Origin of the sequence: Pararhodobacter sp. SW119, from assembly GCF_017811755.1 — a bacterium.
GTDB lineage: Bacteria > Pseudomonadota > Alphaproteobacteria > Rhodobacterales > Rhodobacteraceae > Pararhodobacter.
Window position 1 is genome coordinate 102,626 of the sequence record NZ_JADDJF010000003.1, and the last position, 24,694, is coordinate 127,319.

The window sequence follows — 24,694 nt, forward strand, 5'->3', positions numbered from 1 at the left end:
CCCGCCAGCCCACAACCCCCGGAACGTGCTTGAGACGTTCATGCGATTGCGAGCGGAGAACAGATGTTGGGCCTTGGCACCCTGAGCCGTAAAGTATTCGGCACCCCGAATGACCGGAAGGTGAAGGCCGTCCGCCCGCTGGTTCAGCGGATCAACGCGCTCGAGCCCGAGTTCCAGGCGAAAGCCGACGCCGAGCTGATCGCCAAGACCGAGGAGCTGAAGAAGCGCCATGCCGAGGGCGAGAGCCTCGATGCGCTGCTGCCCGAGGCCTTCGCCAACTGCCGCGAGGCCGCGCGCCGGGCGCTGGGGCTGCGCGCCTTCGACGTGCAACTGATCGGCGGCATCTTCCTGCACCAGGGCAACATCGCCGAGATGAAGACCGGCGAGGGCAAGACCCTGGTCGCAACTTTCCCGGCCTATCTGAACGCGCTCGGCGGGCGCGGCGTGCATATCGTCACCGTCAACGACTATCTGGCCAAGCGCGACGCCGGCTGGATGGGCAAGGTCTATGCCCGGCTCGGCATGACCACCGGGGTGATCATCCCCCACCAGCCGGATGACGAGAAGAAGGAGGCCTACGCCGCCGACATCACCTATGCCACCAACAACGAGCTGGGCTTCGACTACCTGCGCGACAACATGAAGACCGACCTCGCGCAGATGTACCAGCGCGGCCACGCCTTCGCCATCGTCGACGAGGTCGACTCGATCCTCATCGACGAGGCGCGCACGCCGCTGATCATCTCGGGGCAGTCGCAGGATCGTTCGGACCTTTACCAGAAGGTCGACAAGCTGATGCCGCTGCTGGAGGAAAGCCACTACACCCTCGATGAGAAGCAGCGCGTCTGCAACTATACCGAGGCGGGCACCGACTTCATCGAGGACAAGCTGCGCGAGGCCGAGCTTCTGGGCGAGGGGCGCACGCTCTACGATCCGGAATCGACGACGCTGGTGCATCACGTCAACCAGGCCCTGCGCGCGCACAAGATGCTGTTCAAGGACCAGCATTACATCGTGCGCGACAACCAGATCGTGCTGATCGACGAATTTACCGGCCGCATGATGCAGGGCCGGCGCCTTTCCGACGGGCTGCACCAGGCGGTCGAGGCCAAGGAAGGTGTCGCGATCCAGCCCGAGAACGTGACCATGGCCTCGGTCACCTTCCAGAACTACTTCCGCCTTTATGAAAAACTCGCCGGGATGACCGGCACCGCCTCCACCGAGGCCGAGGAGTTCAAGGAAATCTACGACCTCGGCGTGGTCGAGATCCCCACCAACATGCCCATCGCCCGCGTCGACGAACACGACCAGGTCTTCAAGACCGCGCGCGAGAAGTTCGACGGCATCATGGAGGCGATCAAGGAAGCCAACGGCCGCGGCCAGCCGATCCTGGTCGGTACCACATCGATCGAGAAGTCCGAGGAACTGGCGGCGATGCTGACCAATGCCGGCATCCCGCACAACGTCCTGAACGCCCGCCAGCACGAGAAGGAAGCCCAGATCGTCGCCGATGCCGGCAAGGTCGGGGCGGTCACCATCGCCACCAACATGGCAGGCCGCGGCACCGACATCCAGCTTGGCGGCAACGTCGAGATGCAGGTGCTGGAGGCGCTGGCCGAGGACCCCGAGGCCGACCCCGCCGAGACCCGCACCCGGATCGAGGCCGAGCACGCCGAGGAGCGCAAGAAGGTGCTCGACGCCGGCGGCCTGTTCGTGCTTGCCACCGAACGGCACGAGAGCCGGCGCATCGACAACCAGCTGCGCGGCCGGTCGGGCCGTCAGGGCGACCCGGGGCGGTCCTCGTTCTTCCTGTCGCTCGAAGACGACCTGATGCGCATCTTCGGTTCCGAGCGGTTGGAAAAGGTACTGTCGACACTGGGCATGAAGGAAGGCGAGGCGATCGTTCACCCCTGGGTCAACAAGTCGCTGGAAAAGGCGCAGGGCAAGGTCGAGGCGCGCAACTTCGACATCCGCAAGACGCTGCTGAAGTTCGACAACGTCATGAACGACCAGCGCCGCGTGATCTTCGAACAGCGGCTGGACATCCTGCGCGCCGAGGATCTGTCGGAAACCGTGACCGACATGCGCCATTCGATGATCGAGGATCTGGTCACCAAGCATATGCCGCCGAACACCTATGCCGATCAGTGGGACGCCGAGGGGCTGCAGGATGCGGTCAAGGAATTCCTGAACCTGGAGATGCCGGTCACCGACTGGGCCGAAGAGGACGGCGTCGATCAGGAAGCCGTGCGCGAACGCCTGTGGGAAGCCGCCGACAAGATGATGGCCGAAAAGGAAGAAGCGTTCGGCCCCGAGTCGATGCGCACGATCGAGAAGCAGCTTCTGCTGCAGTCGATCGACGGCAAATGGCGCGAACATATCGTCACGCTGGAACACCTGCGCTCGGCGGTGAATTTCCGCGGCTACGCCGCCCGCGACCCGCTGAACGAATACAAGACCGAGGCCTTCGTCCTCTTCGACCAGATGCTGACCGCGCTGCGCGAGGACGTCACGCAGAAACTGGCCCGCATCCGCCCGCTCAGCCAGGACGAACAGCAGCAGATGATGGCCCAGATGCGCGCCGCCGCCGCCGCCGAGGGCAAGCTGGCGACGCCCGTTGATCTGCCACGGATCACGCCCGAGGGGCCCGCGCTGGTCGAAGGTTTCGACGAGAACGACCCGTCGACCTGGGGCAACCCGGGGCGCAACGACCCCTGCCCCTGCGGGTCGGGCAAGAAGTTCAAGCATTGCCACGGGCGGCTGGCCTGACGGCCAGCCCCCGGCGGCCGTCCCGGCAGCCTTCCGTCATCGAAGACCGGACACCGCGACCCGGCGCGGGGCGGGGCTTTTCACGCGCGCTATCGCGCGCTTCGGGGCCTGAACCGAGGCCGACGCAAACGTTTCATTGCGGTTAATTTTCGGATTTTCTGCTTCTGAATCATCGGCTTGCCGAAGTGTTCGCATTCGAACACCTGCGCCGTCCGGCCTCAAACCGCCCGCGCGCCGAACCAGGCCGACAGGCGCCGGTTCACGCGGAACCCGGCCAGCGTGCCCAGCATCACGCCAAGGCAGTTGGCGACGAAGTCCATCAACTCACGCTCGCGGTTCACATAGGGCTGGATGATCTCGATCGCGCCGCCATAGACCATCGCCAGCGGCACCACCCAGACCCAGCGGCGCGGCCCCGTCGCGATCACCGGGAACACCACCGCCGCGAACGCGATCAGGTGATAGACCTTGTCGAACTGGAAGCCCTGCGGCACCTGCGGCGCCGGCACAGGGGTCAGCGTCAGCACGCCCACCACCGCCGCCAGGATGAACCCCGCCACCAGCCCCAGCTGCGACATCCGGCGCAACGCCGTTGCCCCGGCCCGGTCGGCTTCTGGCCTTGATACACGCGAGTCGAACATGCGCCTTGCTAGCCCGCGCGCGCCGCAAGCGCCATCCATACTGCGTTACAGATGTTCGTGATGCCCCAACGCCCACCGATCACGCCGGCTCGGGCTCCCGCAAGCTGGCGGTCAGTCGCCCCAGCGCGCGCTCCTCAAGCTGGCGCACCCGCTCTTTCGAAATGCCCATCTCCGCGCCCAGCTCGGCCAGCGTCACCGGCTCGTCGGCCAGGTGCCGCGCCGCCACGATCCGGCGTTCGCGCGGCGGCAGTTCCGCCACCGCCTGATAGAGCGCCCGCCGCTGCCGCGACGTCTCGATCTGCGCCAGCACCGTGGTCTCGGTCGCCGGCGCGTCATCCTCGATCGTCTCGACCCAGGCGCGCCCGTCCTCGTCGCTCGACTGCGGCGCATCCAGCGACAGGTCGGGACCGGACATGCGGCCCATCATCAGCTCGACCTGCGCCTCGCTGACCTGCAACTCGCGCGCGATCCGCTGCGTCACCGGCTCGCTCGAATCGCCATCGACGGCGGCGCGCTGCAGCATGCGGCGCAGATGGAAGAACAGCTTCTTCTGGTTGGCATTGGTCGCCGTGCGGACCATCGACCAGTTGCGCATGACATAGTCCTGCATCGACGCGCGGATCCACCAGGCGGCATAGGTCGAAAACCGCGCGCCATTCTCGGGGTCGAACTTCTCGGCCGCGCGCATCAGCCCCAGGTTGCCCTGCTGGATCAGATCCTCGTAGGGCACTTCATACCGGCGGAACCGGCCCGCGAACGACACCGCCAGCCGGGAATACGCGGTGATCAGCCGATGCAGCGCCGCCTCGTCCCGCTTGTCGCGCCACGCGATCGCAAGGGCCGTCTCGGTGGGCGCATCCAGGATCTCCTCGGCCATCGAGGCGCGGATGTAGCGGCGGATATGCGGGTCGTGCAGTCCCATCTGCTGGCCTTCCTGCTGCCGCGCCAGGTCACGCTACAATATGGTAGCGCCTTGCGCGCAATTGATATCGTATCGCTACTATCGGCCCCCGTCCTTGTCAAGCCACAGTGCCGCGACTACCTCCGCTTGATGACCGAGTTCACTTCGCCCCTTCGCGCGCCGGCACCCGCTGCGCCCGCCACCGCCGTCGAACTGGCGGAACAGGTCGTGCACCTCGCGCGCCTCGTCCACGGCAACGCGCGCGAGGATGGGCTGACCCCCGCGCAATGGACCGCGCTGCGCTATTTTGCACGCGCCAACCGCTTCTCGCGCACCCCCTCGGCCTTCTCCGAATTTCACGCGACAACGCGCGGCACCGCCTCGCAAACGGTGAAATCCCTCGTCGCCCTCGGCCTGCTGGAGCGGCGCCCGAACGAACAGGACGGCCGCTCCGCGCTTTTCGAGGTCACGCCGGCCGGCCACGCGCGCCTGGCCGAGGATCCCCTGGGCGCGCTCGGCACCCTGATCGACACGCTTCCCGCTGAGGACCGCAGAGCGCTTGCCACCGCCCTCTCGCGGCTGACGGGCGGCATGTCGCGGCTGCGCGCGGCGCCGATCTTCGGCAACTGCGTGGATTGTGGCCACTGCGACACGTCCCTTGACGGGCCGGCCTACTGCCGCTGCACGCAGTCCCTGCTGGCCGAGTCCGAGATGCGCGCGCTCTGCGCCGACTTCGCGCCCGCGAACCTCTCCGCGCCGCGCTAGATCGCGCGCGCGGGCAAGCTACTGCCCTCAATACACCTTGCCGCGCGCGCTGACCGGCCAGACCACCTCGACCCTGCCGCCGCGCACGCCGACGTACCAGTCGTGCAGGTTGCAGGTCGGGTCGCAATGTCCCGGCACCAGGCGCAGCTTGTCGTTCACCGCCAGCACGCCGGCCGGGTCCGCGATCTCGCCATGCTCGTCCGAGCATTTCACGTAAGTCACGTCGTCGCGGCCGAAGACGACGGGCAGGCCGGAATCCACCGACTGCGCCTTCAGCCCGGCGTCGCAGATCGCCTTGTCGGCCTTGGCATGGCTCATGATCGAGGTCAGCAGGAACAGCGCGTTCTCCCACTCGCCCGCGTCGATCCGGTTGCCGTCGCTGTCCAGGATGCGCCCGTAGTCCGCGTCCATGAAGGCGTAGGAGCCGCATTGCAGCTCGTTATAGACGCCGCTGCTCGATTCGAACGGATAGCTGCCGGTACCGCCGCCGCTAACGACATCGCAGTCCAGCCCCTCGGCTTTCAGCGCCGCGACCGCGTCCGTCACCATCGCGACCGCGACATCAACCTTGGCCTTGCGGTCGGCGTAGCTTTCCAGATGCTGCATCGCCCCCTGATAGGCCTGCAGCCCGGCGAACTTCAGCCCCGGCGCGGCCTCGATCGCCCGTGAGATCTTGACGACGTCAGGGGTCGTGGTCACCCCGCACCGGCCGGCCCCGCAGTCGATCTCGACCAGGCATTCAAGCGTCGTGCCATGCCGGACCGCCGCCTCCGAAAGATCGGCGAGATTGGCCGGGTCGTCCACGCAGACCAGCGTGCGCGCGCCCAGCTTCGGCAGCCGCGCCAGCCGGTCGATCTTGGCCGGATCGCGCACCTGGTTCGACAGCATCACGTCCGAAATGCCGCCGCGCGCGAAAACCTCGGCCTCGCTCACCTTCTGGCAACAGACGCCGCAGGCGCCACCCAGTTCCATCTGCAGCTTCGCCACGTCGACCGACTTGTGCATCTTGCCATGCACCCGAAGGCGCATGCCGTGGGCCCGGGCGTAGTCGCCCATCTTGCGGATGTTGCGCTCCAGCGCGTCCAGGTCCAGCAGCAGGCAGGGCGTCTGGATATCGCCCTCGCGCATCCCCGGCAGGGCGGGAATGTCGTAGCCCACGTCCAGCCCGTCGAGTTTTGTCGCTGAAGTCATTCTCGCCTCCGTCAGGGGGTGATCCGGGGTCGGCGGTCCGGATCGACATGGCCACCGGTGATGATGACGCCCACGCGCCTAGCGCGAAAGACCCCGGGGTTCGTCATGATATCGGTGACATGGCGGGGCGGGAAATGCCATGTCCCGTCTTTCAACGGCACCTTCCGCCCGTAGTCGACGGTCTCGGGCGCAAGGTCGGCAATAATCCTCCCCGCCTTGAGGCTGTGCGTGGCGAAGACGTCGTCGCATGTCGGAATATCCAGGACCGGCGCCTGCATCCTGTCCTCACGTTCTCGGCGCTCGGGGGGTCAAGGGGGGCGCGTACGCCCCCCTTGCGAGGGGGTGCGGGGGGCGAGCAGCCCCCCGCGCGCCCGCCATCGCCGCCAATGCCTCGGGCGACCGCCAGGCCACTGAATAGGGTTAAAATTCAGTTAACAAAAAAAACGCTTTGCATTCCAAAACAATGCGTTGCGCGATCGTCCAAGCTTGGACCGACCCACTTTCCGGCTTCGGCCCGTACCTCAACCGGGCATCGTGACCACCACCTTGCCGGTCGATTTCCGGCTGCTCAGCAGCTCCAGCCCCTCCCCCGCACGCTCAAGCGGCAGGGTGTGGCTCACATGCGGCGCCAGCCGCCCCTCGGCGTACCAGGCCAGCAGCCGACCCAGCGAGGCGCGGATCACCTGCGGCCGGAACGCCATGTAGCCGCCCCAGTAGAAGCCGATCACATCCAGGTTCTTGACCAGCAGGATATTCGCCGGGAACTGCGGCACCTGCCCCCCGGCGAAGCCGATCACCACGAACCGCCCCTCGGGGTTGAGGGCGCGCAGCGCCGCCGTCGCGGCGGGCTCGCCGACCGCATCATAGACCACGTCCACGCCCCCCAGATCCTTGAAAGCCGCGCGCAGATCCGCCCCGTCGCTGTCGATCAGGACGTCCGCACCCGCCGCCCGGGCCACCACCAGCTTCTCGGCGCCGCGCGCCACGGCCACGACACGCGCGCCCATCAGCTTGCCGATCTGCACGGCGGTCAGCCCCACGCCGCCGGCGGCGCCCAGCACCAGCAGCGTTTCCCCCTCCCGCAACCGCGCCCGCTGGCCCAGCGCGACATGCGAGGTCCCGTAGGCGACGATGAAACCCGCCGCTTCCTCGAAAGGCATCGCATCGGGCAGGGGCACGCAGCGATCCGCGGGAAAGCACCCGTACTCGGCCAGGCCGCCCTGCCCGCCGAATGCCGCGACGCGCTGGCCGGCAACCAGCCCCGACACACCGGCTCCCAGCGCGTCGACCTCGCCCGCAACCTCCATCCCCATGACGAAGGGCAGCGCGGGACGCTCCTGATACTGGCCCCGGGTCATCAGAAGGTCAGCAAAATTCAGCCCACAGGCACGAATCTTCAACCGGACCTTACCCGCGCCGGGCACAGGCAGCGGCACGTCGGTCAATGCGGGTGGACTGTCGATGTCGGACAGGACGAAAGCGCGCATGCTTGCTCCTTTTGGTTGACCTGTGTGACTTGGCGCGTATCCGCGGCGCCTGCCAGCATGATCGTCGGCTGACGTAACGTAAAGCGATCAAACGTTTTGCAACGACGAGAGTTGCATTTCGCGAATACACGCGCAGGTTGATCGTAAAATGCTTCGCATTTTGCGAAAACACGCGTAGATTGTTTGCGACTCGAGCAACACTCGCCCCGGTTTTATGGTTAACGCCAGCGCGCGCCGGGAGAGAACCCACCATATTCACCGCCGAATGCTGGAAAATCCCAAAGAAGCGCGAATTATTCTCCTGCGCAGCGAAATTGGCACGAAACGTGCTTGGTAGGTGGGATGAGGCGATCCGCATCCTGCCGAAAGCCTTGCTGAAGCACACGTCTGAATAACGAGGAGAATAGCGTGAAACACCCTGTTGATGAGCATGTCGGCAAGCGGATCCGTCACTGTCGCTGGATGGTGGGAATGACCCAGCAGCAACTCGCCGATGCGGTCGGCATCAAGTTCCAGCAGATCCAGAAGTACGAGACGGGCATGAACCGTGTCAGCGCATCGCGGCTTTGGGATATCGCCCATACGCTCAACGTGCCGGTCAGCTTCTTCTTCGAAGGCCTCGACTCGGGGGACGGCGTCGCGGCCGAACTCGACGCGGACATCCTGTCGAACAAGGAAGCCCTCGAACTGGTGCGCACCTACTACACGATCCCCGAGACCCAGCGTCGTCGCCTGTTCGATCTCGCGCGCGTGCTGTCCGACGCGGCCTGAGCCGTTGGCGCAGTGCCCTTGAACCCGGCGGGTCGCACAGGCTAGAAGCCTGCCGCGGCGCGTCTGCGGGCCGCTCCGATGGAGGGCTCGCGATGAACGGCCGAAGCTATTCCGGCGCGCTGACCGCCGACTTGTGGCGAACAGCGCATGCCTTGGCCGATATCGCGCGTCCGGTCACGCTGCAATTCTTCCGCAGCACCGACCTGGACGTGAGCAGCAAGAATGCTTTGCACTTCGACCCGGTCACCGCGGCGGACCGCGCGGCAGAAGCCGCGATTCGGTCCGCACTGGCGGAACGTCGCCCGCAGGACGCGGTCCTGGGCGAGGAGCAGGGCCTGACGCCCGGCACCAGCGGCCTGACCTGGATCATCGATCCGATCGACGGCACGCGCGGGTATCTTTCGGGCACGCCGACCTGGGGCGTGTTGATCGCGTTGGCCGATACCGAGGGGCCGATGCTGGGATTGATCGACCAACCCTATATCGGCGAGCGGTTCTGGGGCGGGCTGGGCGAAGCCGCCTGCGAGGGGCCGCATGGCCGGTCGCGTCTGGTCACGCGGCGGCCAAGGCCGCTGGAACAGGCGGTGCTCTACACCACCTTCCCCGAGATCGGCACCGACGCGGAACGCGCCGCGTTCGAGCGCGTGCGCGACCGGGTCCGGCTCGTGCGGTACGGGATGGATTGCTATGCCTATGCCTTGCTGGCGGCCGGCCAGATCGACCTGGTGATCGAGGCCGGGCTGCATGTCTATGACATCGCCGCCCCGCTGGCGGTGATCGAGGCCGCGGGCGGGATCGTCACCGACTGGCACGGCGGCCCGGCGCATGCGGGCGGGCAGGTGCTGGCCGCCGCGAACCGGGAAATCCATGCCGAGGCGCTGGCGCTGCTGCAAGGCTGACCCGGCGATCGGTCTGGCCGCACGGCCCCCCAAAGCCCCTGAGGGGATGATTTCCGCGCAAGGTGTGCACGCGTGCACACTTTCGCAAGCCATTGAAACCGCTTGCGAAAAATCCGGCGTTAACCGCAATGAAACTTCTGGCCGGCGCGGTTTTCAGACCGCCCGCGCCACCGTCGCCACGCCCAGGGCGTCCAGCGCGCGCCGCGCGATGGCTGCCGCCGACATGCCCGCCTGTTCGTACATCTGCGCCGGGCTGGCCTGGTCGATGAACCGATCCGGCAGCGTCACCGTGCGCACCGTCAGACCGCGGTCCAGCGCGCCGGTATTGGCCAGATGGTGCAGCACCATCGCGCCGAAGCCGCCCTGCGCGCCCTGTTCGACGGTGATCAGCGCGGCATGATGGCGCGCGAGCTGGCCGATCAGATCGGTATCCAGGGGTTTGGCGAAGCGCGCATCGGCCAGGGTCACGGTGATGCCGCGCCGGGCGAGCAGTTCGGCGGCGCGGCGGACCTCGTCCAGATGGGCGCCAAAGGACAGGAAGGCGACATGGCTGCCCTCGGCCAGCACGCGGCCCTTGCCGATCTCCAGCACCTCGCCGAAGTCGGGCATGTCGACCCCCACGCCTTCGCCGCGTGGAAAGCGGAAGGCGATGGGGCCGGCGTCATGCGCGGCGGCAGTGGCGACCATGCGGATCAGATCGGCCTCGTCCCCCGCGGCCATGACGGTGAAGCCCGGCAGGTTCGAAAGGTACGCCACGTCGAAGGCCCCGGCATGGGTCGCACCGTCCGCACCCACCAGCCCCGCGCGGTCGATGGCAAAGCGCACCGGCAGGCCCTGCAGCGCCACGTCATGCACGATCTGGTCGTAGCCGCGCTGCAGGAAGGTCGAGTAGATCGCGCAGAACGGGCGCAATCCGGCGGCCGCCATGCCGGCGGCAAAGGTCACCGCGTGCTGCTCGGCGATGCCCACGTCAAAGACTCGGCGCGGAAAGCGCTTTGCCATGATGTCGAGGCCCGTGCCGCCGGGCATGGCGGCGGTGACCGCGACCAGCTTGGGGTCGCGGGCCGCGGCCTCGGTCAGCGCCTTGCCGAAGACGCCGGTATAGCTGGGCGCGTTGGCGCCGCCCTTGGCCTGCGCGCCGGTGGCGAGGTCGAATTTCGACACGCCGTGATAGCAGCATTGCGACGCCTCGGCCGGGGCATACCCCTTGCCCTTGACGGTGCGGGCATGGATCAGCACCGGGCCGGTGGCCTGCGCGCGCACCGCGCGCAAGGTGGCCAGCAGTTCGGGCATGGAATGGCCGTCGATAGGGCCGAGATAGGTGAAGCCCAGATCCTCGAACAGCGTGGCGCTGCCCGGCTGGCCGGTCAGCATGGCGCGCGTGCGGCGCGCGTGATCGCGCAGGGGCGCCGGCAGCGCGGCTTCGAAACCCGCCGCCAGGTCGCGCAGCGCCAGTGCCGGCGGCGTCGCGCCCAGCTTGCGCAGATAGCCGCTCATCGCGCCGACGGGCGGGGCGATGGACATGTCGTTGTCGTTGAGGATCACGAAAAGCCTGCGCCCCTCGGCCCCGGCGTTGTTGAGCGCCTCGTAGGCCATGCCGGCGGTGATCGAGCCGTCGCCGATGACAGCGATGGCGTCGCCCGTGGGCTGGCCCATGTCGCGCCCCACCGTGAAGCCCAAAGCGGCCGAGATCGAGGTGGAGCTGTGCGCCGCGCCGAACGGGTCATGTTCGCTTTCGGACCTCTTGGTGAAGCCGGAGATGCCGCCGCCCTGGCGCAGCCCGTCCATGCGGTGCCGCCGCCCGGTCAGGATCTTGTGCGGATAGCACTGGTGGCCGACGTCCCAGATCAGCTTGTCGAAGGGCGTGCGGAAGACTGCGTGCAGCGCGACGGTCAGTTCGACCACCCCCAGCGAGGAACCAAGATGCCCGCCGGTGCGGCTGACGGCGGAGATCACCTCGGCGCGCAATTCGTCCGACAGCGCGGCCAGTTCGGTATCGTCGAGCGCGCGCAGGTCGTGCGGGCCGGCGACGCGGTCGAGAAGCGGGGTGGGGGACATCGTCTGCTCCTTCGAAAGGAAAAAAGGTGCCGTGGGGCAGGCCCGCACGGCACCAGTTTCCTGTTGCCAACAGGAAAGGGAACCGGGCGCAACTGGCCCGACGTCCGGGGCGGCTGTGTCCCGAACACCGTAGGGGGGGCGGTTCTGCCGCCGCCCGCCCCGATGGCGAAGTCTCAACCCAGCCGGGTTTCGGCTTCGGGCAGTACCTGGCTGAAGGGCATCGGCGGCGGCGCGTTCTGGCTGTCCTCGGGCAGGAACCAAGCCACCACCCGGATCGCGCCCAGGATCAGCCCGATCGCCAGCACCACCGCCGCGGCATAGCCGGCCCCGCGCAGCATTTCCGACAGGATCCAGGAGCGCAGGCGCTGTGCGCGTGTCTGGCCGGTATAGTCAAGGTCGCTCATCGCTTTGCCTCCCTCAGTCATAGCTGGGCGCGTAGCCGCGCTCCTGCGCCCAGACGAACCAGTTGTCGACCACCGTGCCGGTCAGCAGGATGCCGATCCCGCCGGTCAGCGTGGTCAGCACCGCGAACCACCAGGCCCAGCGATGGATCCCCTCCATCGTGGCATTGAAGCCCATCGTCCAGCGCCAGAAGAGCGCCGCCCGCTCGGCCGCGGTGCCGCGGTCGACGATCTGCTCCAGCTCCCGGTCGCCGCCGAAACGGCTGACCGCCAGGATCGTCGCCCCGTGCATGGCAAAGAGCAGCGCCGAGCCATAGAGGAACACGATCGAGAGCGCGTGGAACGGATTGTAGAAGAGGTTGCCGTAGGTCAGGCTGAAGAGGTTGGTCCAGTCGAGATGGGTGAAGATGCCGTAGGGCACCGCCTCGGACCACGACCCCATCAGGACCGGGCGGAACAACCCCAGCACCAGAAAGAGCCAGATCGCCGACGCGAAGGCCCAGGCGACGTGCTTGCCCATGCCCAGCGCCTCGGCCCGGAGCCAGGTGCGGACCCACCAGGTCATCACGCTGATCAGCAGGAAGAACGAGGCGATGAGGAAATACCCCCCCTGCGCCAGCGGCGGAAAGCGCAGGCCCCATTCCGGCCCCGGCGGGTCCAGCGACAGCCAGAAGAGGTCGCGCAGGAACACCGCCGGGTTGAACCCCGCCTGCCACCAGAACCACATGCCGACCATGACGAACCAGATCGTCCCGGTGGCCAGGCTGATCACGCCCATCGTGCCCAGGTAGACCGGACCCAGTTGCGCGTTGCCGAACCAGCCCGCGAGGTTCGAGAACCTCGCCCCGCGCGTGCGGTTCTCCAGCTCGACCCCCTCGACCATGCCCATTTCGGGCGCGGCGCGGACCTGCACCTGCGTGAAGATGTTCTGATACTCAGCCATTGACGCCTCCCGCGATATCGCGCCACCAGGGCAGATCGAGCCACCAATCCCACCAGAACACCCACTGGTCGAACCAGATCGTGCCCGAGATGACGATGCAGATCGCCGACCAGAACCCGGCGTTCAGCGCCAGAAGCAGCCCCAGCCGGTGGATCCCCAGGGGGCCCACCGAATAACCGATCAGGTCGCGGAAGAAGGTGTCCTCGTGGTCGGGCGTCTTCATCCGCTCGCCCTTCTTGGGATTGGCCGCCGACAGGACCAGCCCGCCATGCAGCGCCAGCGCCAGCGCGGTGGTGAAAAAGAACGTCACCGCGATCATGTGCGCCGGGTTGTAGTGGAAATTCCCGTAGGTATAGCCGACGTTCGACACCCAATCGAGATGCGTCCAGATCCCGTAGGGAAAGGCATAGCCCCAGGCCCCCATCAGGATCGGGCGGATCACCACCAGCGTCGTATAGGCGAAGATCGCCACACCGAAGGCGAAGGGGACGTGAAATCCCATGCCCAGCTTTCGGCAGATCTCGACCTCGCGCAGAAGCCAGCTGATGAAGGCGCCATGCGCGCAGATCGTCACGATCTGCCAGAGCCCGCCCTCGCGCAGCGGCGCCGCGCCCAGCCCGTATTCCAGGGGCGGCGGGTTGATCGTGATCAGCCAGGGGCTCCATTCCCCCTGCAGCGACGCCCCCCAGAAGATCAGGAGCGTGCCCAGCACGGCGAAGAAGATCGTCGTGACCCCGAAGAAGCCGACGTAGAACGGCCCGACCCAGAAGTCGAACAGGTTCCCGCCGACAAGCGTGCCGCCCGGCACGCGGTATTTTCGCTCGAAGCTGAGCAATGCCATGCTTCCCTCCGCTTGGCTCGGCGGCCCCTGGGCCGTCATCTTGGTATCAAGGCGGGCGACCGTGCCGCCCGCCCTGGATCGGTCACTGCATCGGGCGATCGTATTTCGTCGCGGCGATGTTCAACCAGTTGTAGGAGGGCGTGCTCAGCAGGACGAGATGGATCATCACCGCCAGCAGAAACAGAAACACCCCCTGCGCCACGAAAACGCGACGCGGGTCGAAGATCAGCCAGATCTTGTAGAACTTGCTCATGCTTCTTTCCCTTTCAGAACCACGGCCGCCAGATGAACACGGCAAGGTGGGCAACGATTGCCACCGCCGAGAACAGCCAGAGACCGCTCATGTAAACCGAGTGCAGTTCCTGTGCCTGCTCGTCGGTGAGACCTGTGAACGACAGGTCTGTTCTTTCAGCCATACTCTCCTCCGGATCGTCAGACTGTTGCCGCACGCCCTGCGGCCGGGTCAGTGACGTGACGGGATGCCCCGCCACCGATTTCTCCGCCCGCCGCGTCTTGGCGCCCGGAGGAATTTCTGCAGCGCGCCGTCAGCCGCGCAGGATCGTCGGCGCGATCATGTGCGCCTCGGCGCGGGCGCGGGCGATCGGCCCCTGCGCCGGCATCCGGCCATCGCGCAGCGCGGCCCAGGCCCAGAAGGCCAGCGCGAACGGCAGCGCCGCGGCAAAGATCAGCGCGAACCAGATCCGGTACTCCCACTTTCCGGTCCGCACGTGCCGCGGGCGCGGCGAGTTGACGGTGAAGTCGGCCATGATCTCTCTCTCCCTCTCCTCAGCTTCCGGGCGCTGCAGGTCGCAGCGCCAGAACGGTTTCCCTGACCACGCGCTCGGCGCCGGCTTCCAGCGCGGCCCTCTCGGCCGCATCGCGCAAGGTTCGCGCGGCGGAAATGCGGGTCAGGATCGGATGTTCGGCGACGATGCGGTCAAGCTCGGCCTGGGCATCGCTGTCCCAGGGGAAATCGCGGCGCAGCGTCGCGGGGGTGGCCTGCGCGCTGTCCATCTCGCTGCCCAAGGGCAGGATGTGGAAAAGCGCATCGAAGAGGCCATTGCAGACCTCCTGCAGCGCATAGACCGCGCCGGCGTAGCCCATGAAGGGCGTGCCCGTCGCGCGCCGGATGGCAGCACCCGGAAAACCTGCAGGGATGAACGCGGGCGCGGGACCGTAGCCGCCCTTCATCTCGGCCAGGTACATCTTCTCGTTGATCGAGCCGAAGACGATCAGCGGGCGCTTGGCGTGCAGGGTCGCGCGCACCGCCTCGTTGTTGGTCTTGGTGCCGGCGACGCGGGCGGTGGCCAGCGCGCAGGGCAGGCCCAGGTCGCTTTCCAGATAGTTGCGCAAGCCGCGCGCGTAGGTCTCGTTGGCGACGACGGCGAAACTGGCCGTCGCAAAGAAGTCCTGCGTGACCGACCGCCACAGGTCCCAGACGGGTTTCAGCGTCGAATGCTTTTCGCGCGCGATGAACGGCTCGGGGTCGAGCCCCAGCATCTCGCCCAGCGTGCGCAGGAAGCGCGTGGTCGAGTCCATGCCGATTGGCGCCTGCAAGTAGGGCTTGCCCAGCACCTCGGCCAGGCCGCGTCCGAATTCGCGATACATGACGACATTGACATCGGCGTTGACCAGATCGCGCATCTCGGCCAGATGCGCGCCCAGCGGCAGCACCATGTTGACCTCGGCGCCGATCCCTTCGACCAGCCGGCGGATCTCGGCCAGGTCCGAGGGCATGTTGAAGACGCCATACATCGGACCCAGGATGTTGACGCGGGGCTTGGCGCCCTCCTCGCGCGTCTTCTCGCGCGGCATCCGGCCCTTTGTCATGCCGAATTCGGTGAAGATCCAGGTCATCGCCCGGTCCGCGGCCTGCCACTGATCCTCGTCGATGGTGCGCGGCAGAAAGCGCTGGATGTTGGTGCCCTGCGGCGTCACGCCACCGCCGATCATCTCGGCGATGGACCCGGTCACCACGACCGCCGGCAACGCGGGGTCGAGCGTCTTCCACGCGCGCGACATCGAGGCCTCGGTGCCCGAACTCATCTCGTCCTCGCCCAGGCCCGTGACGACGATGGGCAACTCGTGCGGCGGCAACGCGTCGGTGTAGTGCAGGACCGAGGTCACCGGCAGGTTCTCGCAGCCCACCGGCCCGTCGATTACCACCTGCAATCCCTTGACGGCGCAGAAGGCATAGACCGCTCCCCAGTAGCCGCCGGCCCGGTCGTGATCCTGGATCAGCATGGCGCACCTGCGTGACAGGCGGCGGCGCGGCGGGGGTGTTGCGCGTGGCGGCTGCCATACGTACGCCATACGCTTGCCATACGCTTGCCATACGCTTTCTGGCAGGGAATTTTCGGGGTTCCGGGCATCAGATCATCTCCTCCGCCTTGCGCGCCTTCGCGGCCTTGTCGAGCTTCTTCTGATGCGCCGCCCGGAAGTCCGGGCGCAGGTTCGGATCGCCCTCCCAGACCCCCGCCGTGTCGCCCGCGCCGACCCCTTCGAAGAAGTCGCGCATGCTGTCCATCCGCGCCTTCCCGGCGATGGCCGCGTTGACCACCTCGCCCAGACTGCCGGCGCCGGCGGGACCCATCAGCGGCCGGGCCGAGATCAGGTTGGTGAAGTAAAGCGCTGGAATCGCGAGTTGTTTTGCCTGCTGCACGACCGGCGTCGTGCCGATGGCCAGGTCCGGTTTCACCGCCTCCATCGCGCCCAGATCGTCGGCGAGCGAGGCGCGGAACTTGACCTTCACGCCCTTCGCCTCCAGCCATTCGCGGTCCGCATCGGACCAGGGCGAGCGCGCGCAGGCCGTTCCCACATAGGGGATTTCCGCGCCGCTCTCGATCAGCAGGCGCGCCACCAGCAGCTCCGACCCCTCGTAGCCCGACAGCGTGATACGGCCCTTGATCGGTACCTGCCCCAGCGCCCCCCGGATCGCCGGCAGAAACGCGTTCTGTGACGCCGCGACCTTTTCCTTTGCGATTCCAAGCAGTTCACCGATCCCCGCCAGCCACGCCGCGGTCCCGTCGATGCCCACCGGCGCCGATCCCAGCACCGACCGCCCGGCCGCCTGGAACTCGCGGATCGAGGCCGCGTAGAACGGATGCACCGCCGCCACCGCGACGCCATCGAGCGCCGCGTAAAGCTCGCGCCACTCGCGCACCGGCACCACCGGCCCCGCCGCCAGCCCCATCGGCGCCAGCATCGCCCCGATCATCATCGGATCGGCCGGGAACATCTCGCCCAGCAGCGTCACCGTCGGACGATCCGCGCGCCCCGAGACCGGCGCCGGCACCGGGCCTGCCTCGACCTCGGCGCGCGCGTAGGCCAGCATCGCGCCGGAAAGTACGTCCTTGGCCTCGGCATGGGTCGGCACGCCGAAGCCCGGCACGTCGATCCCGACGATCCGCACACCGTTGATTTCCCTGGGCAACAGCCGCAGCGGCACGCCGCTGGCGGCGGGCACGCAGAGGTTGGTCACCACGATGGCGTCGTAGCGCGCGGGATCGGCAAGCTCGTGGACCGATTCGCGGATATCCTCGAAGAGCTTGCCGGTGACCAGCGTTTCGGAGTTGAACGGGACGTATCCCACCGACCGCCGCGCACCGTAGAAATGGCTCACGAAGGTCAGTCCATAAACGCAGCAGGCCGAGCCCGACAGCACCGTCGCCACCCGCCGCATCCGAAGGCCCACGCGCAGGCTGCCGAAGGCCGGGCACATCGATTCCGGCTTGTCATGCGGCCCGCGCGGATAGTCCCTGGCGAACTGCTCCAGCACGTCGCCCTTGCCGGCCGCCCGCGCCGCGGCCGCCATCTGCGCCGCCGGCGCGTGGCAACCGGCGCCATCCGTGCCCGCATCGACCTGCGGTACCGGCACTGACGGCTCGTCCATCCGTTCGATGGTCACCTGGCCGGCGGCATCGTAGCCAACCTCGTATCCGGCGCGATCAGACATCGTCGTACACCACCTCCAGCGACTTCTTCGGCGCGGCGTACTTGCCGCGCATGTCGGCATCGCTCGCGGGCATCAGGACCACGTCGCCGCCGGTGTGCTTGCTGTCGAAAAGCCCCAGCAGCCCGTCCTGGGTCAGCGGTGTCGGGCGCAGCGGCGGCGCTTCGGCGACGTTCTCGGCCAGTTCGGCGAAAAGCCCGCCCCAGCGCCCGGCATCGGTGCCGACGATCTGGTAATTTGCGGATTTCTTGCGCAAATCCTCGTCCGCCGGGATCGCGGCCAGGATCGGGATCTTGACCTCGGCAGCGAATGCCGCGGCCTCGCCGGTGCCGTCATCCTTGTTGATGACCAGCCCCGCGACGCCGACGTTGCCGCCCAGCTTGCGGAAGTACTCGACCGCCGAGCAGACATTGTTCGCCACGTAAAGGCTTTGCAGATCGTTCGAGGCGACAACGATGACCTTCTGCGCCATGTCGCGCGCGATCGGCAGGCCGAAGCCGCCGCAGACCACGTCGCCCAGGAAGTCCAGAAGCACATAGTCGAAGTCCCAGTCGTGGAACCCGAGTTTTTCCAGCAGCTCAAAGCCGTGGATGATGCCGCGGCCGCCGCAGCCGCGGCCGACCTCGGGCCCGCCAAGTTCCATCGCGAAGACGCCGCCGCTCTTGAAGCAGACATCGCCGATCTTCACTTCCTCGCCCGCCAGCTTCTTGCGGGTCGAGGTTTCGATGATCGTCGGGCAGGCCTTGCCGCCGAACAGCAGACTCGTGGTATCGGATTTCGGGTCGCAGCCGATCAGCAGCACGCGCTTGCCGCGCTCGGCCATCATGTGGCTCAGGTTGGCCAGGGTGAAGGACTTGCCGATCCCGCCCTTGCCGTAGATCGCGATGATCTGGGTCTTCTTCGTGGGCGGGTCCGCCGGCACCTCCAGCGTCGGGTCTTCTGCGGCCTCGTCGCGCAGTCGCTGGTCGAAATCCTTGAGGTTCGGCACGTCGAGAGTCATGTCAGCTTTCCCATTCCAGGATCATTTTCAGGCAACGCGGGTCGTTGAAGGCGACCGTGTAGGCATCGACGGCGGCCTCGACCGGCTGTCGGTGCGTGATCAGTCCGGCAAGCGACAGCGCCCCGGATTCGATGAGTTTGCGGGTCGCCAGCAGGTCTTCCGGGGCCCATTCGGCCGCGATGCGCAGCCTCGCTTCCTTCATGAAGGCCGGCGGGAAGGCAAAGCTGACGGGTTGGGTGTAGAAACCCGCCAGCACGACCTCACCGCCCCGCGTCAGGCGCCCGATCAGCGTATTCAGCAGGCCATCGGCGCCCGAGGCGTCATAGATCGTCGCGTAATCGCGCCGCGGGTCGTCATCCGGGTGGATCACGGTGTAGCCCTGCGCCCCGTCGCGGCGCGCAGGATCGATGTCCCAGACCACGGGCGGGGGCGCGCCGGCGGCCAGCGTCAGACGCGCCAGCAACCGGCCCAACACGCCATGCCCGACGATCAGTTCGGGCGGTTGCGAGCGGGGATCCGCCAGCGCGTGGCGCGCCGTCGCGGCCAGTGCGAGCAAGGCGCCCTCGGCCCCAAGTGCGCGATCGATCCGGGTGACCCTGGTTGCATCGGTGACCAGGACCTGCGCCGCACCGCCGAAAAGGCCATGAACCGGCCCCCCATCGGTGCCGACGAAACAGTTCGCGCCGGGCACAAACACCCGCTCGCCCGGCTTGTAACCCGCCTCCGCACCGGCTTCGATTATCTCGCCCGCGGCTTCATAGCCGGGAACCAGCGGATAGCCCATCCCCGGAAACGGCGCCATCTGGCCGGTCCAGAAAAGCTTTTCGGTGCCTGTGGAAATGCCGGAATGGCTGATCCTTACGACCAGGTCGCGCGGTCCGGGCGCCTGCAGCGCGACATGACCGAGGGCGAGCTTCCGTGGGCTGGAAAGTAAGATCGCTCTGGTCTGCACCGCATGCCCCCCTTGTCCCGCCAATCCGCGCACGTTTGGCGCCTTGGGCAGTTTCTGTCATTCTAAGCTTACATTTTAATCTGTCAACATATGTGGACAGTTATTCTTCAACTGATCTGATACGGTGGCCTGCGGACGCCGTTGCCATGACGACGCAAGTCACAAAAGTCCTGTAACTGCGGAGGATACGGATGTTCCGGAACTGCGCATCGGATAGCATGCCGGCGATGTCGACCGCCGAGCGGGTGCGGCCGGTGCGCATCGCCAGAGTGTAAACCGAAAAGTACACATCGACCTGCGGGTCCGGTCGCGCGCCGCCCGACATCGGCTCGGACAGAATCAATCGACCACCGGGCGGTAGCGCCTGGGCCACGGCGCGCAGCAGCGCCGCGGCCGTCGCGTCATCATGATCGTAAAGGACGCGCACCAGGGAAATGACGTCGGCGCCCACGTCGGGGATGCCCTGCCGGAAGCTGCCGCCCCGCCGCGCGACATCGCCCGGCAATGCCGCCTGCGCCACCACTTCCGGCAAATCGAAGAGCGTGAGCTGAAGATCCGGTGCACGCCCCCGCACCGCGCGCAGAAAGGCGCCCGTGCCGCCCCCGACATCCATCAGGTGCCGATGTCCGCGCAGCGAGACCTGCGCCAATGTTTCTTCGGCCACCAGCGCCTGGCTGTCGGCCATGAGCCGGGAATAGCGCGCCGCGGCCTCGGCATCGCCGCCGCCGCCCAGAACATAAGGCCAGAACCGCGCCAGCGCCGGATCGGTTTCACCGCGGAAGAAGGCCTGCGGATCGGACAGATCTGCGTAGAGCACGCGATGATGGCGGACCATTTCCTCGAGCCCCGGCACGGCGAGAAACGCCGCGCCCCGCCGCGAAAGCGCATAGCGCGCGCCCCGCCGCCGCAACAGGCCCAGCGCCGCACCCGCCTGCAGCAGGACGGACAATCGCGCCACGGGCACGCCGCAGCGCACGGACAACCCGGCGGCATTGCCCGGCCCCTCGGCCAGCATGTGCATCAGGCGCAGTTCGACCAGCGCCATCAGGACCTGGCTGCGCACGAAACCCTGCATGATATCGAAAATCGCCGCGCCTTCTGCCCGGACCAGCCGGCGCAGGAGAGGCACACGCGCCGCCCAGGCCTGGAACCGGCGCGAGCCCGCCAGCCGATTCGCCCAGCCCGGTCCGGGCGGGATCAGGTCATCGCTTGTCGCCACCCCTGGAATCCTTCCCCAGGACCGGCGCGCCCGACCTCACGTTCGCACCGGCGCAACCGGCGTCATGCGCTCGGCGTGCAGTCGCACCATCGCGGCGAGTTGCGCCTCACCAGGGCAGGACGGGATCGAGGCGATGGCACCGGACAGGATGTCGCGCAGTCGGCGAATCGCGCCCTGCACTCCCAATTCCTGCACCGCCGAGGGGCGGGCAAGCGCCACATCCTGCCCCACCGGTTTTCCCAGCGTGTCGGCGTCGTAAAGCGCGTCGCGCAGATCGTCGGCCACCTGGAACGCCTCGCCGATACGCGCGCCGAGTTCTTCCCAGGGCTCGGGGTCCTGCCCGGAGGCCGCCGCGCCCATCTTGGTCGCGGCCATGAACAGCGCCGCGGTTTTCGACCGGTGATAGGCGCGCAGATCGACCGTTTTCTCGCTTTCCCACCCTTGGCCCGCACAGATTCCATGCGGCATACCGGCGTGATGCGCGAGAAGCCGCGTGAGCGATAGCGCGCGCAGGGCGTCCGCGGGCGATTCGTCCGACGCCGCGCGGGCAACCGTCTCGAACGCGGCGATGATCAGCGCGTCGCCGGTCAGGACCGCAAGCGGTTCGGAGTAGGCGAGGTGTACCGTCGGCTTGCCGCGCCGGAAGTCGGCATTGTCGAATGCGGGCAGGTCGTCATGGACGAGGCTGGCACAGTGGATGATCTCCAACGCCGCGGCCGCCGCATCGGCCAGCGCCGGCCGGTCGTCGCCGCAGGCAATCGCCACCGACAGACAGATCGTCGGCCGTATGCGCGCGCCGCCCGGCACGACCGCATAGTTCAGGGCGTGCGCCAGACGCGCCGGCCCCGCCGCCTGCGCCCTCTCGATGGCTGAAACCATTGCCGCTTCGATACGTCGGGAAAGATCCATGGGCGCGCCCCAGTTATGTACATAATTTATTACACTGCATGTGTAAATCATACTGGACATCTCGGTCTGTCAAGTCAAGTATCGTCAGATGAACGCGTCTCAGGCAGACCACCGCGCGGAAATTGCGGTCATTGGTGCCGGCATCGGCGGGCTGGCGGCGGCGGTCCGCTTGGCTGCCGCGGGCGCCGATGTGATGCTTCTTGATCGTCACGACTGGCCCGGCGGGAAGATGCGCGCCGTATCCAGCCCGGCAGGGCCGGTTGACGCGGGCCCCACGGTCCTGACGATGCGCCCGGTCTTCGAGGCGCTGTTCGATGCCGCCGGTGAAAGGCTGGACGATCACGTGACCCTGATCCCCCAGCCGATACTGGCCCGGCACTGGTGGCGCGGCGGCCCGCAACTGGACCTGCATTCCGACAGCGCCCAAAGCGCCGAGGCGATCGGTGACGCATTCGGAGCGAGCGCCGCGCGGGAGTTTCTCGCATTCGATACGCTCATGGGCGCCGCCCTTGACGCCTTCGAGGCGCCGATGATGCGCGCGGCACGACCCGATGCCCTGGCGGCAGCCTACAGATCACTGACGCGTCCCGGGATCTGGCCACTGATCGCGCCGGGCCGCACGCTGGAGGGCCTTTTGCGCGCCCGGTTCACGGAGCCACGCCTGCGCCAGCTCTTCGGCCGCTACGCGACCTATGTCGGCGGCATTCCGTCGCGCACGCCGGCAGTGCTGGGCCTGATCTGGCGGGCCGAGGCGGCGGGCGTCTGGGCCGTAAAAGGCGGGATGAGCAGCCTCGCGCAAGCTCTCGCCGCGTTGTTCGTACAGCTGGGCGGAAGGCTTTGCCTCGGTACGCCGGTCGCCCGTTTCGAGGTGTCGGGCGACACGCTCTCGGGCCTGATTCTGGCTGACGGGCGCCGGATCGCGTGCCGGCAGGCCGTTTTCAACGGCGACCCCGAAGCGTTGCGCGCGGGCCTGCTTGGCGCAGGAGCCCAGCGCGCCGTCGGCCGCGCCGCGACCACGCCGCGCGCGCTTTCCGCGCGGGTCTGGACCTTTGCCGCCAAGGTCTCGGGCCTGCCGCTGTTGCACCACAACCTGCTTCTTGCAGACGACGCGCGGGATGAATTTGTCCCCCTTGCGCGGAACCAGGCCCCGGTGATGCCGACCATCTACATCTGTGCGCAGGATCGCGCGGCTCCGGCCGAGGCCGCCGGAATGGAACGCTTCCAGTTCATCCTGAACGCGCCCGCCTGTTCCCCTGATTCGCACGCTGATCCCCACGCAGAGGCCGCGACATGCCTGACACCGACATTCGACCGATTGTCCCGCTTCGGTCTGACCTTCACGCCGATACCGACAGCTGCCAACCTCACGACGCCGGCCGAGTTCGCGAGCCTGTTTCCGGGCAGCCAGGGGTCACTCTACGGCCGCAGCCCGCACGGCACGCTTGCACCCTTTCTGCGCCCGACAGCGCGGACTCGTATCACGGGACTTTATCTGGCGGGGGGCGGGGCGCATCCAGGGGCGGGCGTGCCGATGGCGGCATTGTCCGGAATGCATGCGGCGGCGGCGGCGCTTTCGGACCGGACTTCAGTATCGACGTTGCGCCAGACGGCTACGCCTGGTGGTATCTTGACGCGATCAGCGACGACGGCACCCGCGCGCTTTCGGTGATCGGCTTCATCGGTTCGGTCTTTTCGCCGTGGTATCGATGGTCGGGGCGGCGCAGCCCGCAGAACCATGTTTGCATCAATGTCGCCACCTACGGCCCCGGCGGGCGATTCACCATGACCGACCGCGGCGCAGACGCACTGCGCCAGTCGCGCGACCGCCTGCAGGTCGGCCCCAGCGCGCTGCAATGGACCGGCCGGCAACTGGTCGTCGAGGTCGACGAGATCGGCGCGCCGCCGCTGGTAACGCGAGTTCGGGGCAGCGTGACCCTGACGCCTACGGCGCTGTTCGACCGAACGGTCCCGCTGACCCCGGACGGTCGCCACACCTGGCGCCCCTTCGCGCCGATCGCACGGGTCGAGGTCGATCTGAGCCAGGGCCATCGCTGGCAAGGACACGGGTATTTCGACGCGAACTTCGGGTCCGCAGCGCTCGAGTCCGATTTCCGCTTCTGGACCTGGGGGCGATTTCCGCATCGCGGCGGGGCCACCTGCTTTTACGACGCCACGCGGATCGACGGCAGCAGACTGGCTACGGCGCTGCATTTTTCCCCCGACGGAAGCATCGAGCCGATCGAGGCGCCGCCGCTGAAGCGTTTTCGCCGCAGTCTCTGGGCGGTGCGGCGCGAGACGCGTTCGGACCCCGGCTTTTCGCCGCATCAGGTGCGGCCGATGCTGGATGCGCCGTTCTACTGCCGGTCGCAGGTGCGCACGCGGATCGACGGCGAGGAAACCACCGGCGTCCATGAAGCGTTGGACCTGCGGCGTTTTTCCTCGTCCCTCCTCAAGCCGATGATCGCGCTGCGCGTTCCGCGACGCGCAGGATGGCGGTTCTGATCAGGCGTATTGCGGATTGCGCTGCCAGACCGACAGGTTCAGCGCGCCCGCGATGCTGACCCAAAGCAGATAGGGCGCAAACAGAAGCCCCGCGACTGGATCGAGCGTCCAGAATGCAACCAGCGTCAGCGCCACCGCCAGCCAGAGCGCGCAGAGCACGATGAACGCCGTGCGCATGCGCCTGAGCCCGAAGAACACCGGCGACCAGAGCGTGTTCAACGCGATCTGCAGCGCCCAGAACGCCAGCGCCTGCCCGCTGCCCGGCAGTTGCGCAACGCGCATCGCGGCATAGGCGATGAGCAGATAGAGCGTCGTCCAGACCAGGGGAAAGACGAAGCCGGGCGGTGTCCAGACGGGTTTGTCGAGCCCCTCGTACCATTCACCCGGCTTGAACATGGCGCCGGTCGCCGCCGCCGCGCCGCAGGCGGCAACAAATGTCAGAAACAAGATCCAGTCCATTCAGGCCGCCCCTTTGCAATGCGCGTCGCAGGCT

Annotated in this window: 24 protein-coding genes and 1 pseudogene; 6 read left to right on the forward strand and 19 right to left on the reverse strand. The window is 67.4% G+C overall.

The genetic code is table 11. The features are described 5' to 3' along the window. Positions 1-63: 63 nt before the first annotated feature. Positions 64-2,769: a preprotein translocase subunit SecA gene (gene secA, locus IM708_RS03485; protein ID WP_209424927.1), complete on the forward strand. Its 2,706-nt coding sequence runs from the start codon at positions 64-66 to the stop codon at positions 2,767-2,769. Between the two features lie 218 nt (positions 2,770-2,987). Here the strand turns inward: secA and IM708_RS03490 are convergent, their stop codons facing one another. Together IM708_RS03490 and IM708_RS03495 are read right to left on the reverse strand one after the other, a co-directional pair. After that, the gene (locus tag IM708_RS03490) at positions 2,988-3,410 is read right to left on the reverse strand and encodes a hypothetical protein (protein ID WP_209424928.1); all 423 of its coding nucleotides are present in this window, start codon (positions 3,408-3,410) and stop codon (positions 2,988-2,990) included. Positions 3,411-3,489: 79 nt separating this feature from the next. Continuing rightward, a complete protein-coding gene (locus tag IM708_RS03495; RefSeq protein ID WP_209424929.1) occupies positions 3,490-4,332 on the reverse strand; it encodes an RNA polymerase factor sigma-32 in 843 nt (280 codons plus the stop codon). On the opposite strand from IM708_RS03495, the gene IM708_RS03500 reads away from it, so the two are divergent. After that, positions 4,321-5,076: a helix-turn-helix domain-containing protein gene (locus tag IM708_RS03500; protein ID WP_209424930.1), complete on the forward strand. Its 756-nt coding sequence runs from the start codon at positions 4,321-4,323 to the stop codon at positions 5,074-5,076. The two genes, IM708_RS03495 and IM708_RS03500, sit on opposite strands and share 12 nt — an antisense overlap. Positions 5,077-5,103: 27 nt before the next feature. On the opposite strand, the gene bhcC is transcribed toward IM708_RS03500, so the two are convergent. From bhcC to IM708_RS03515, 3 genes and pseudogenes are all read right to left on the reverse strand, one after another. Further along, positions 5,104-6,267 carry a 3-hydroxy-D-aspartate aldolase BhcC gene (gene bhcC / locus IM708_RS03505; RefSeq protein WP_209424931.1) on the reverse strand — a complete coding sequence of 388 codons (1,164 nt, stop codon included), beginning with the start codon at positions 6,265-6,267 and terminating at the stop codon, positions 5,104-5,106. Positions 6,268-6,278: 11 nt separating this feature from the next. Further along, a pseudogene (locus IM708_RS03510) lies at positions 6,279-6,491 on the reverse strand (threonine/serine dehydratase); the annotation flags it as partial. 297 nt (positions 6,492-6,788) lie between these two features. Next, entirely contained in the window at positions 6,789-7,754 is a 966-nt protein-coding gene (locus IM708_RS03515) for an NADPH:quinone oxidoreductase family protein (RefSeq protein ID WP_209424933.1), read from the reverse strand. 408 nt (positions 7,755-8,162) lie between these two features. On the opposite strand from IM708_RS03515, the gene IM708_RS03520 reads away from it, so the two are divergent. Both IM708_RS03520 and hisN read left to right on the forward strand, forming a co-directional pair. Continuing rightward, the gene (locus IM708_RS03520; RefSeq protein ID WP_209424934.1) at positions 8,163-8,525 is read left to right on the forward strand and encodes a helix-turn-helix transcriptional regulator; all 363 of its coding nucleotides are present in this window, start codon (positions 8,163-8,165) and stop codon (positions 8,523-8,525) included. A 92-nt stretch (positions 8,526-8,617) separates the two neighbouring features. Continuing rightward, complete coding sequence (hisN, locus tag IM708_RS03525; RefSeq protein ID WP_209424935.1) at positions 8,618-9,424, forward strand: histidinol-phosphatase; 807 nt, start codon at positions 8,618-8,620, stop codon at positions 9,422-9,424. Between the two features lie 153 nt (positions 9,425-9,577). Here the strand turns inward: hisN and dxs are convergent, their stop codons facing one another. The 13 genes from dxs to IM708_RS03590 form a co-directional block, all read right to left on the reverse strand. Further along, positions 9,578-11,482 carry a 1-deoxy-D-xylulose-5-phosphate synthase gene (gene dxs / locus IM708_RS03530; protein ID WP_209424936.1) on the reverse strand — a complete coding sequence of 635 codons (1,905 nt, stop codon included), beginning with the start codon at positions 11,480-11,482 and terminating at the stop codon, positions 9,578-9,580. A gap of 173 nt (positions 11,483-11,655) precedes the next feature. Then, positions 11,656-11,886 (reverse strand): RC-LH1 core complex protein PufX, encoded by a 231-nt coding sequence (gene pufX / locus IM708_RS03535; protein ID WP_209424937.1) that lies wholly within the window; start codon positions 11,884-11,886, stop codon positions 11,656-11,658. A gap of 13 nt (positions 11,887-11,899) precedes the next feature. Beyond that, complete coding sequence (gene pufM / locus IM708_RS03540) at positions 11,900-12,826, reverse strand: photosynthetic reaction center subunit M (RefSeq protein ID WP_209424938.1); 927 nt, start codon at positions 12,824-12,826, stop codon at positions 11,900-11,902. Beyond that, complete coding sequence (gene pufL, locus IM708_RS03545) at positions 12,819-13,667, reverse strand: photosynthetic reaction center subunit L (RefSeq protein WP_209424939.1); 849 nt, start codon at positions 13,665-13,667, stop codon at positions 12,819-12,821. Before pufL ends, pufM begins: the two co-directional genes overlap by 8 nt. Positions 13,668-13,749: 82 nt before the next feature. Further along, on the reverse strand, positions 13,750-13,920 hold the full coding sequence (pufA, locus tag IM708_RS03550; RefSeq protein WP_209424940.1) for a light-harvesting antenna LH1, alpha subunit: 171 nt from the start codon (positions 13,918-13,920) through the stop codon (positions 13,750-13,752). A 13-nt stretch (positions 13,921-13,933) separates the two neighbouring features. Beyond that, positions 13,934-14,083, reverse strand: a complete 150-nt coding sequence (gene pufB, locus IM708_RS03555; RefSeq protein ID WP_209425017.1) for a light-harvesting antenna LH1, beta subunit — start codon at positions 14,081-14,083, stop codon at positions 13,934-13,936. A 129-nt stretch (positions 14,084-14,212) separates the two neighbouring features. Next, complete coding sequence (gene pufQ / locus IM708_RS03560; RefSeq protein WP_209424941.1) at positions 14,213-14,434, reverse strand: cytochrome PufQ; 222 nt, start codon at positions 14,432-14,434, stop codon at positions 14,213-14,215. A 19-nt stretch (positions 14,435-14,453) separates the two neighbouring features. Further along, a complete protein-coding gene (gene bchZ, locus IM708_RS03565) occupies positions 14,454-15,911 on the reverse strand; it encodes a chlorophyllide a reductase subunit Z (RefSeq protein ID WP_209424942.1) in 1,458 nt (485 codons plus the stop codon). A gap of 127 nt (positions 15,912-16,038) precedes the next feature. After that, complete coding sequence (bchY, locus tag IM708_RS03570) at positions 16,039-17,559, reverse strand: chlorophyllide a reductase subunit Y (RefSeq protein ID WP_245242981.1); 1,521 nt, start codon at positions 17,557-17,559, stop codon at positions 16,039-16,041. Between the two features lie 55 nt (positions 17,560-17,614). Beyond that, the gene (locus tag IM708_RS03575) at positions 17,615-18,619 is read right to left on the reverse strand and encodes a chlorophyllide a reductase iron protein subunit X (RefSeq protein WP_209424944.1); all 1,005 of its coding nucleotides are present in this window, start codon (positions 18,617-18,619) and stop codon (positions 17,615-17,617) included. Position 18,620: 1 nt separating this feature from the next. Further along, positions 18,621-19,571, reverse strand: coding sequence for a chlorophyll synthesis pathway protein BchC (gene bchC, locus IM708_RS03580; RefSeq protein ID WP_209424945.1), 951 nt, complete (start codon positions 19,569-19,571; stop codon positions 18,621-18,623). Positions 19,572-19,671: 100 nt separating this feature from the next. Continuing rightward, positions 19,672-20,790, reverse strand: coding sequence for a methyltransferase (locus IM708_RS03585; RefSeq protein ID WP_348524936.1), 1,119 nt, complete (start codon positions 20,788-20,790; stop codon positions 19,672-19,674). 36 nt (positions 20,791-20,826) lie between these two features. Beyond that, positions 20,827-21,699 carry a polyprenyl synthetase family protein gene (locus tag IM708_RS03590; RefSeq protein WP_209424946.1) on the reverse strand — a complete coding sequence of 291 codons (873 nt, stop codon included), beginning with the start codon at positions 21,697-21,699 and terminating at the stop codon, positions 20,827-20,829. Positions 21,700-21,787: 88 nt separating this feature from the next. Here IM708_RS03590 and crtD point away from each other — a divergent pair, with 88 nt between their 5' ends. Both crtD and crtC read left to right on the forward strand, forming a co-directional pair. Next, positions 21,788-23,368 carry a 1-hydroxycarotenoid 3,4-desaturase CrtD gene (crtD, locus tag IM708_RS03595; protein WP_209424947.1) on the forward strand — a complete coding sequence of 527 codons (1,581 nt, stop codon included), beginning with the start codon at positions 21,788-21,790 and terminating at the stop codon, positions 23,366-23,368. Continuing rightward, positions 23,365-24,201 carry a carotenoid 1,2-hydratase gene (gene crtC / locus IM708_RS03600; RefSeq protein ID WP_209424948.1) on the forward strand — a complete coding sequence of 279 codons (837 nt, stop codon included), beginning with the start codon at positions 23,365-23,367 and terminating at the stop codon, positions 24,199-24,201. The genes crtD and crtC overlap by 4 nt, the downstream gene beginning before the upstream one ends. Here crtC and IM708_RS03605 read toward each other — a convergent pair whose 3' ends face one another. Continuing rightward, positions 24,202-24,660 carry a TspO/MBR family protein gene (locus IM708_RS03605; protein ID WP_209424949.1) on the reverse strand — a complete coding sequence of 153 codons (459 nt, stop codon included), beginning with the start codon at positions 24,658-24,660 and terminating at the stop codon, positions 24,202-24,204. Between the last annotated feature and the right edge of the window lie 34 nt (positions 24,661-24,694).

Excerpts from the sequence above, each read along its gene's own strand:
- secA (WP_209424927.1), top strand. The coding sequence starts at position 64 with ATGTTGGGCCTTGGCACCCTGAGCCGTAAAGTATTCGGCACCCCGAAT.
- IM708_RS03490 (WP_209424928.1), bottom strand. The coding sequence starts at position 3,410 with ATGTTCGACTCGCGTGTATCAAGGCCAGAAGCCGACCGGGCCGGGGCA.
- IM708_RS03495 (WP_209424929.1), bottom strand. The coding sequence starts at position 4,332 with ATGGGACTGCACGACCCGCATATCCGCCGCTACATCCGCGCCTCGATG.
- bhcC (WP_209424931.1), bottom strand. The coding sequence starts at position 6,267 with ATGACTTCAGCGACAAAACTCGACGGGCTGGACGTGGGCTACGACATT.
- IM708_RS03515 (WP_209424933.1), bottom strand. The coding sequence starts at position 7,754 with ATGCGCGCTTTCGTCCTGTCCGACATCGACAGTCCACCCGCATTGACC.
- hisN (WP_209424935.1), top strand. The coding sequence starts at position 8,618 with ATGAACGGCCGAAGCTATTCCGGCGCGCTGACCGCCGACTTGTGGCGA.
- dxs (WP_209424936.1), bottom strand. The coding sequence starts at position 11,482 with ATGTCCCCCACCCCGCTTCTCGACCGCGTCGCCGGCCCGCACGACCTG.
- pufX (WP_209424937.1), bottom strand. The coding sequence starts at position 11,886 with ATGAGCGACCTTGACTATACCGGCCAGACACGCGCACAGCGCCTGCGC.
- pufM (WP_209424938.1), bottom strand. The coding sequence starts at position 12,826 with ATGGCTGAGTATCAGAACATCTTCACGCAGGTGCAGGTCCGCGCCGCG.
- pufL (WP_209424939.1), bottom strand. The coding sequence starts at position 13,667 with ATGGCATTGCTCAGCTTCGAGCGAAAATACCGCGTGCCGGGCGGCACG.
- pufA (WP_209424940.1), bottom strand. The coding sequence starts at position 13,920 with ATGAGCAAGTTCTACAAGATCTGGCTGATCTTCGACCCGCGTCGCGTT.
- pufB (WP_209425017.1), bottom strand. The coding sequence starts at position 14,083 with ATGGCTGAAAGAACAGACCTGTCGTTCACAGGTCTCACCGACGAGCAG.
- pufQ (WP_209424941.1), bottom strand. The coding sequence starts at position 14,434 with ATGGCCGACTTCACCGTCAACTCGCCGCGCCCGCGGCACGTGCGGACC.
- bchZ (WP_209424942.1), bottom strand. The coding sequence starts at position 15,911 with ATGCTGATCCAGGATCACGACCGGGCCGGCGGCTACTGGGGAGCGGTC.
- bchY (WP_245242981.1), bottom strand. The coding sequence starts at position 17,559 with ATGGACGAGCCGTCAGTGCCGGTACCGCAGGTCGATGCGGGCACGGAT.
- IM708_RS03575 (WP_209424944.1), bottom strand. The coding sequence starts at position 18,619 with ATGACTCTCGACGTGCCGAACCTCAAGGATTTCGACCAGCGACTGCGC.
- IM708_RS03590 (WP_209424946.1), bottom strand. The coding sequence starts at position 21,699 with ATGGATCTTTCCCGACGTATCGAAGCGGCAATGGTTTCAGCCATCGAG.
- crtD (WP_209424947.1), top strand. The coding sequence starts at position 21,788 with ATGAACGCGTCTCAGGCAGACCACCGCGCGGAAATTGCGGTCATTGGT.
- IM708_RS03605 (WP_209424949.1), bottom strand. The coding sequence starts at position 24,660 with ATGGACTGGATCTTGTTTCTGACATTTGTTGCCGCCTGCGGCGCGGCG.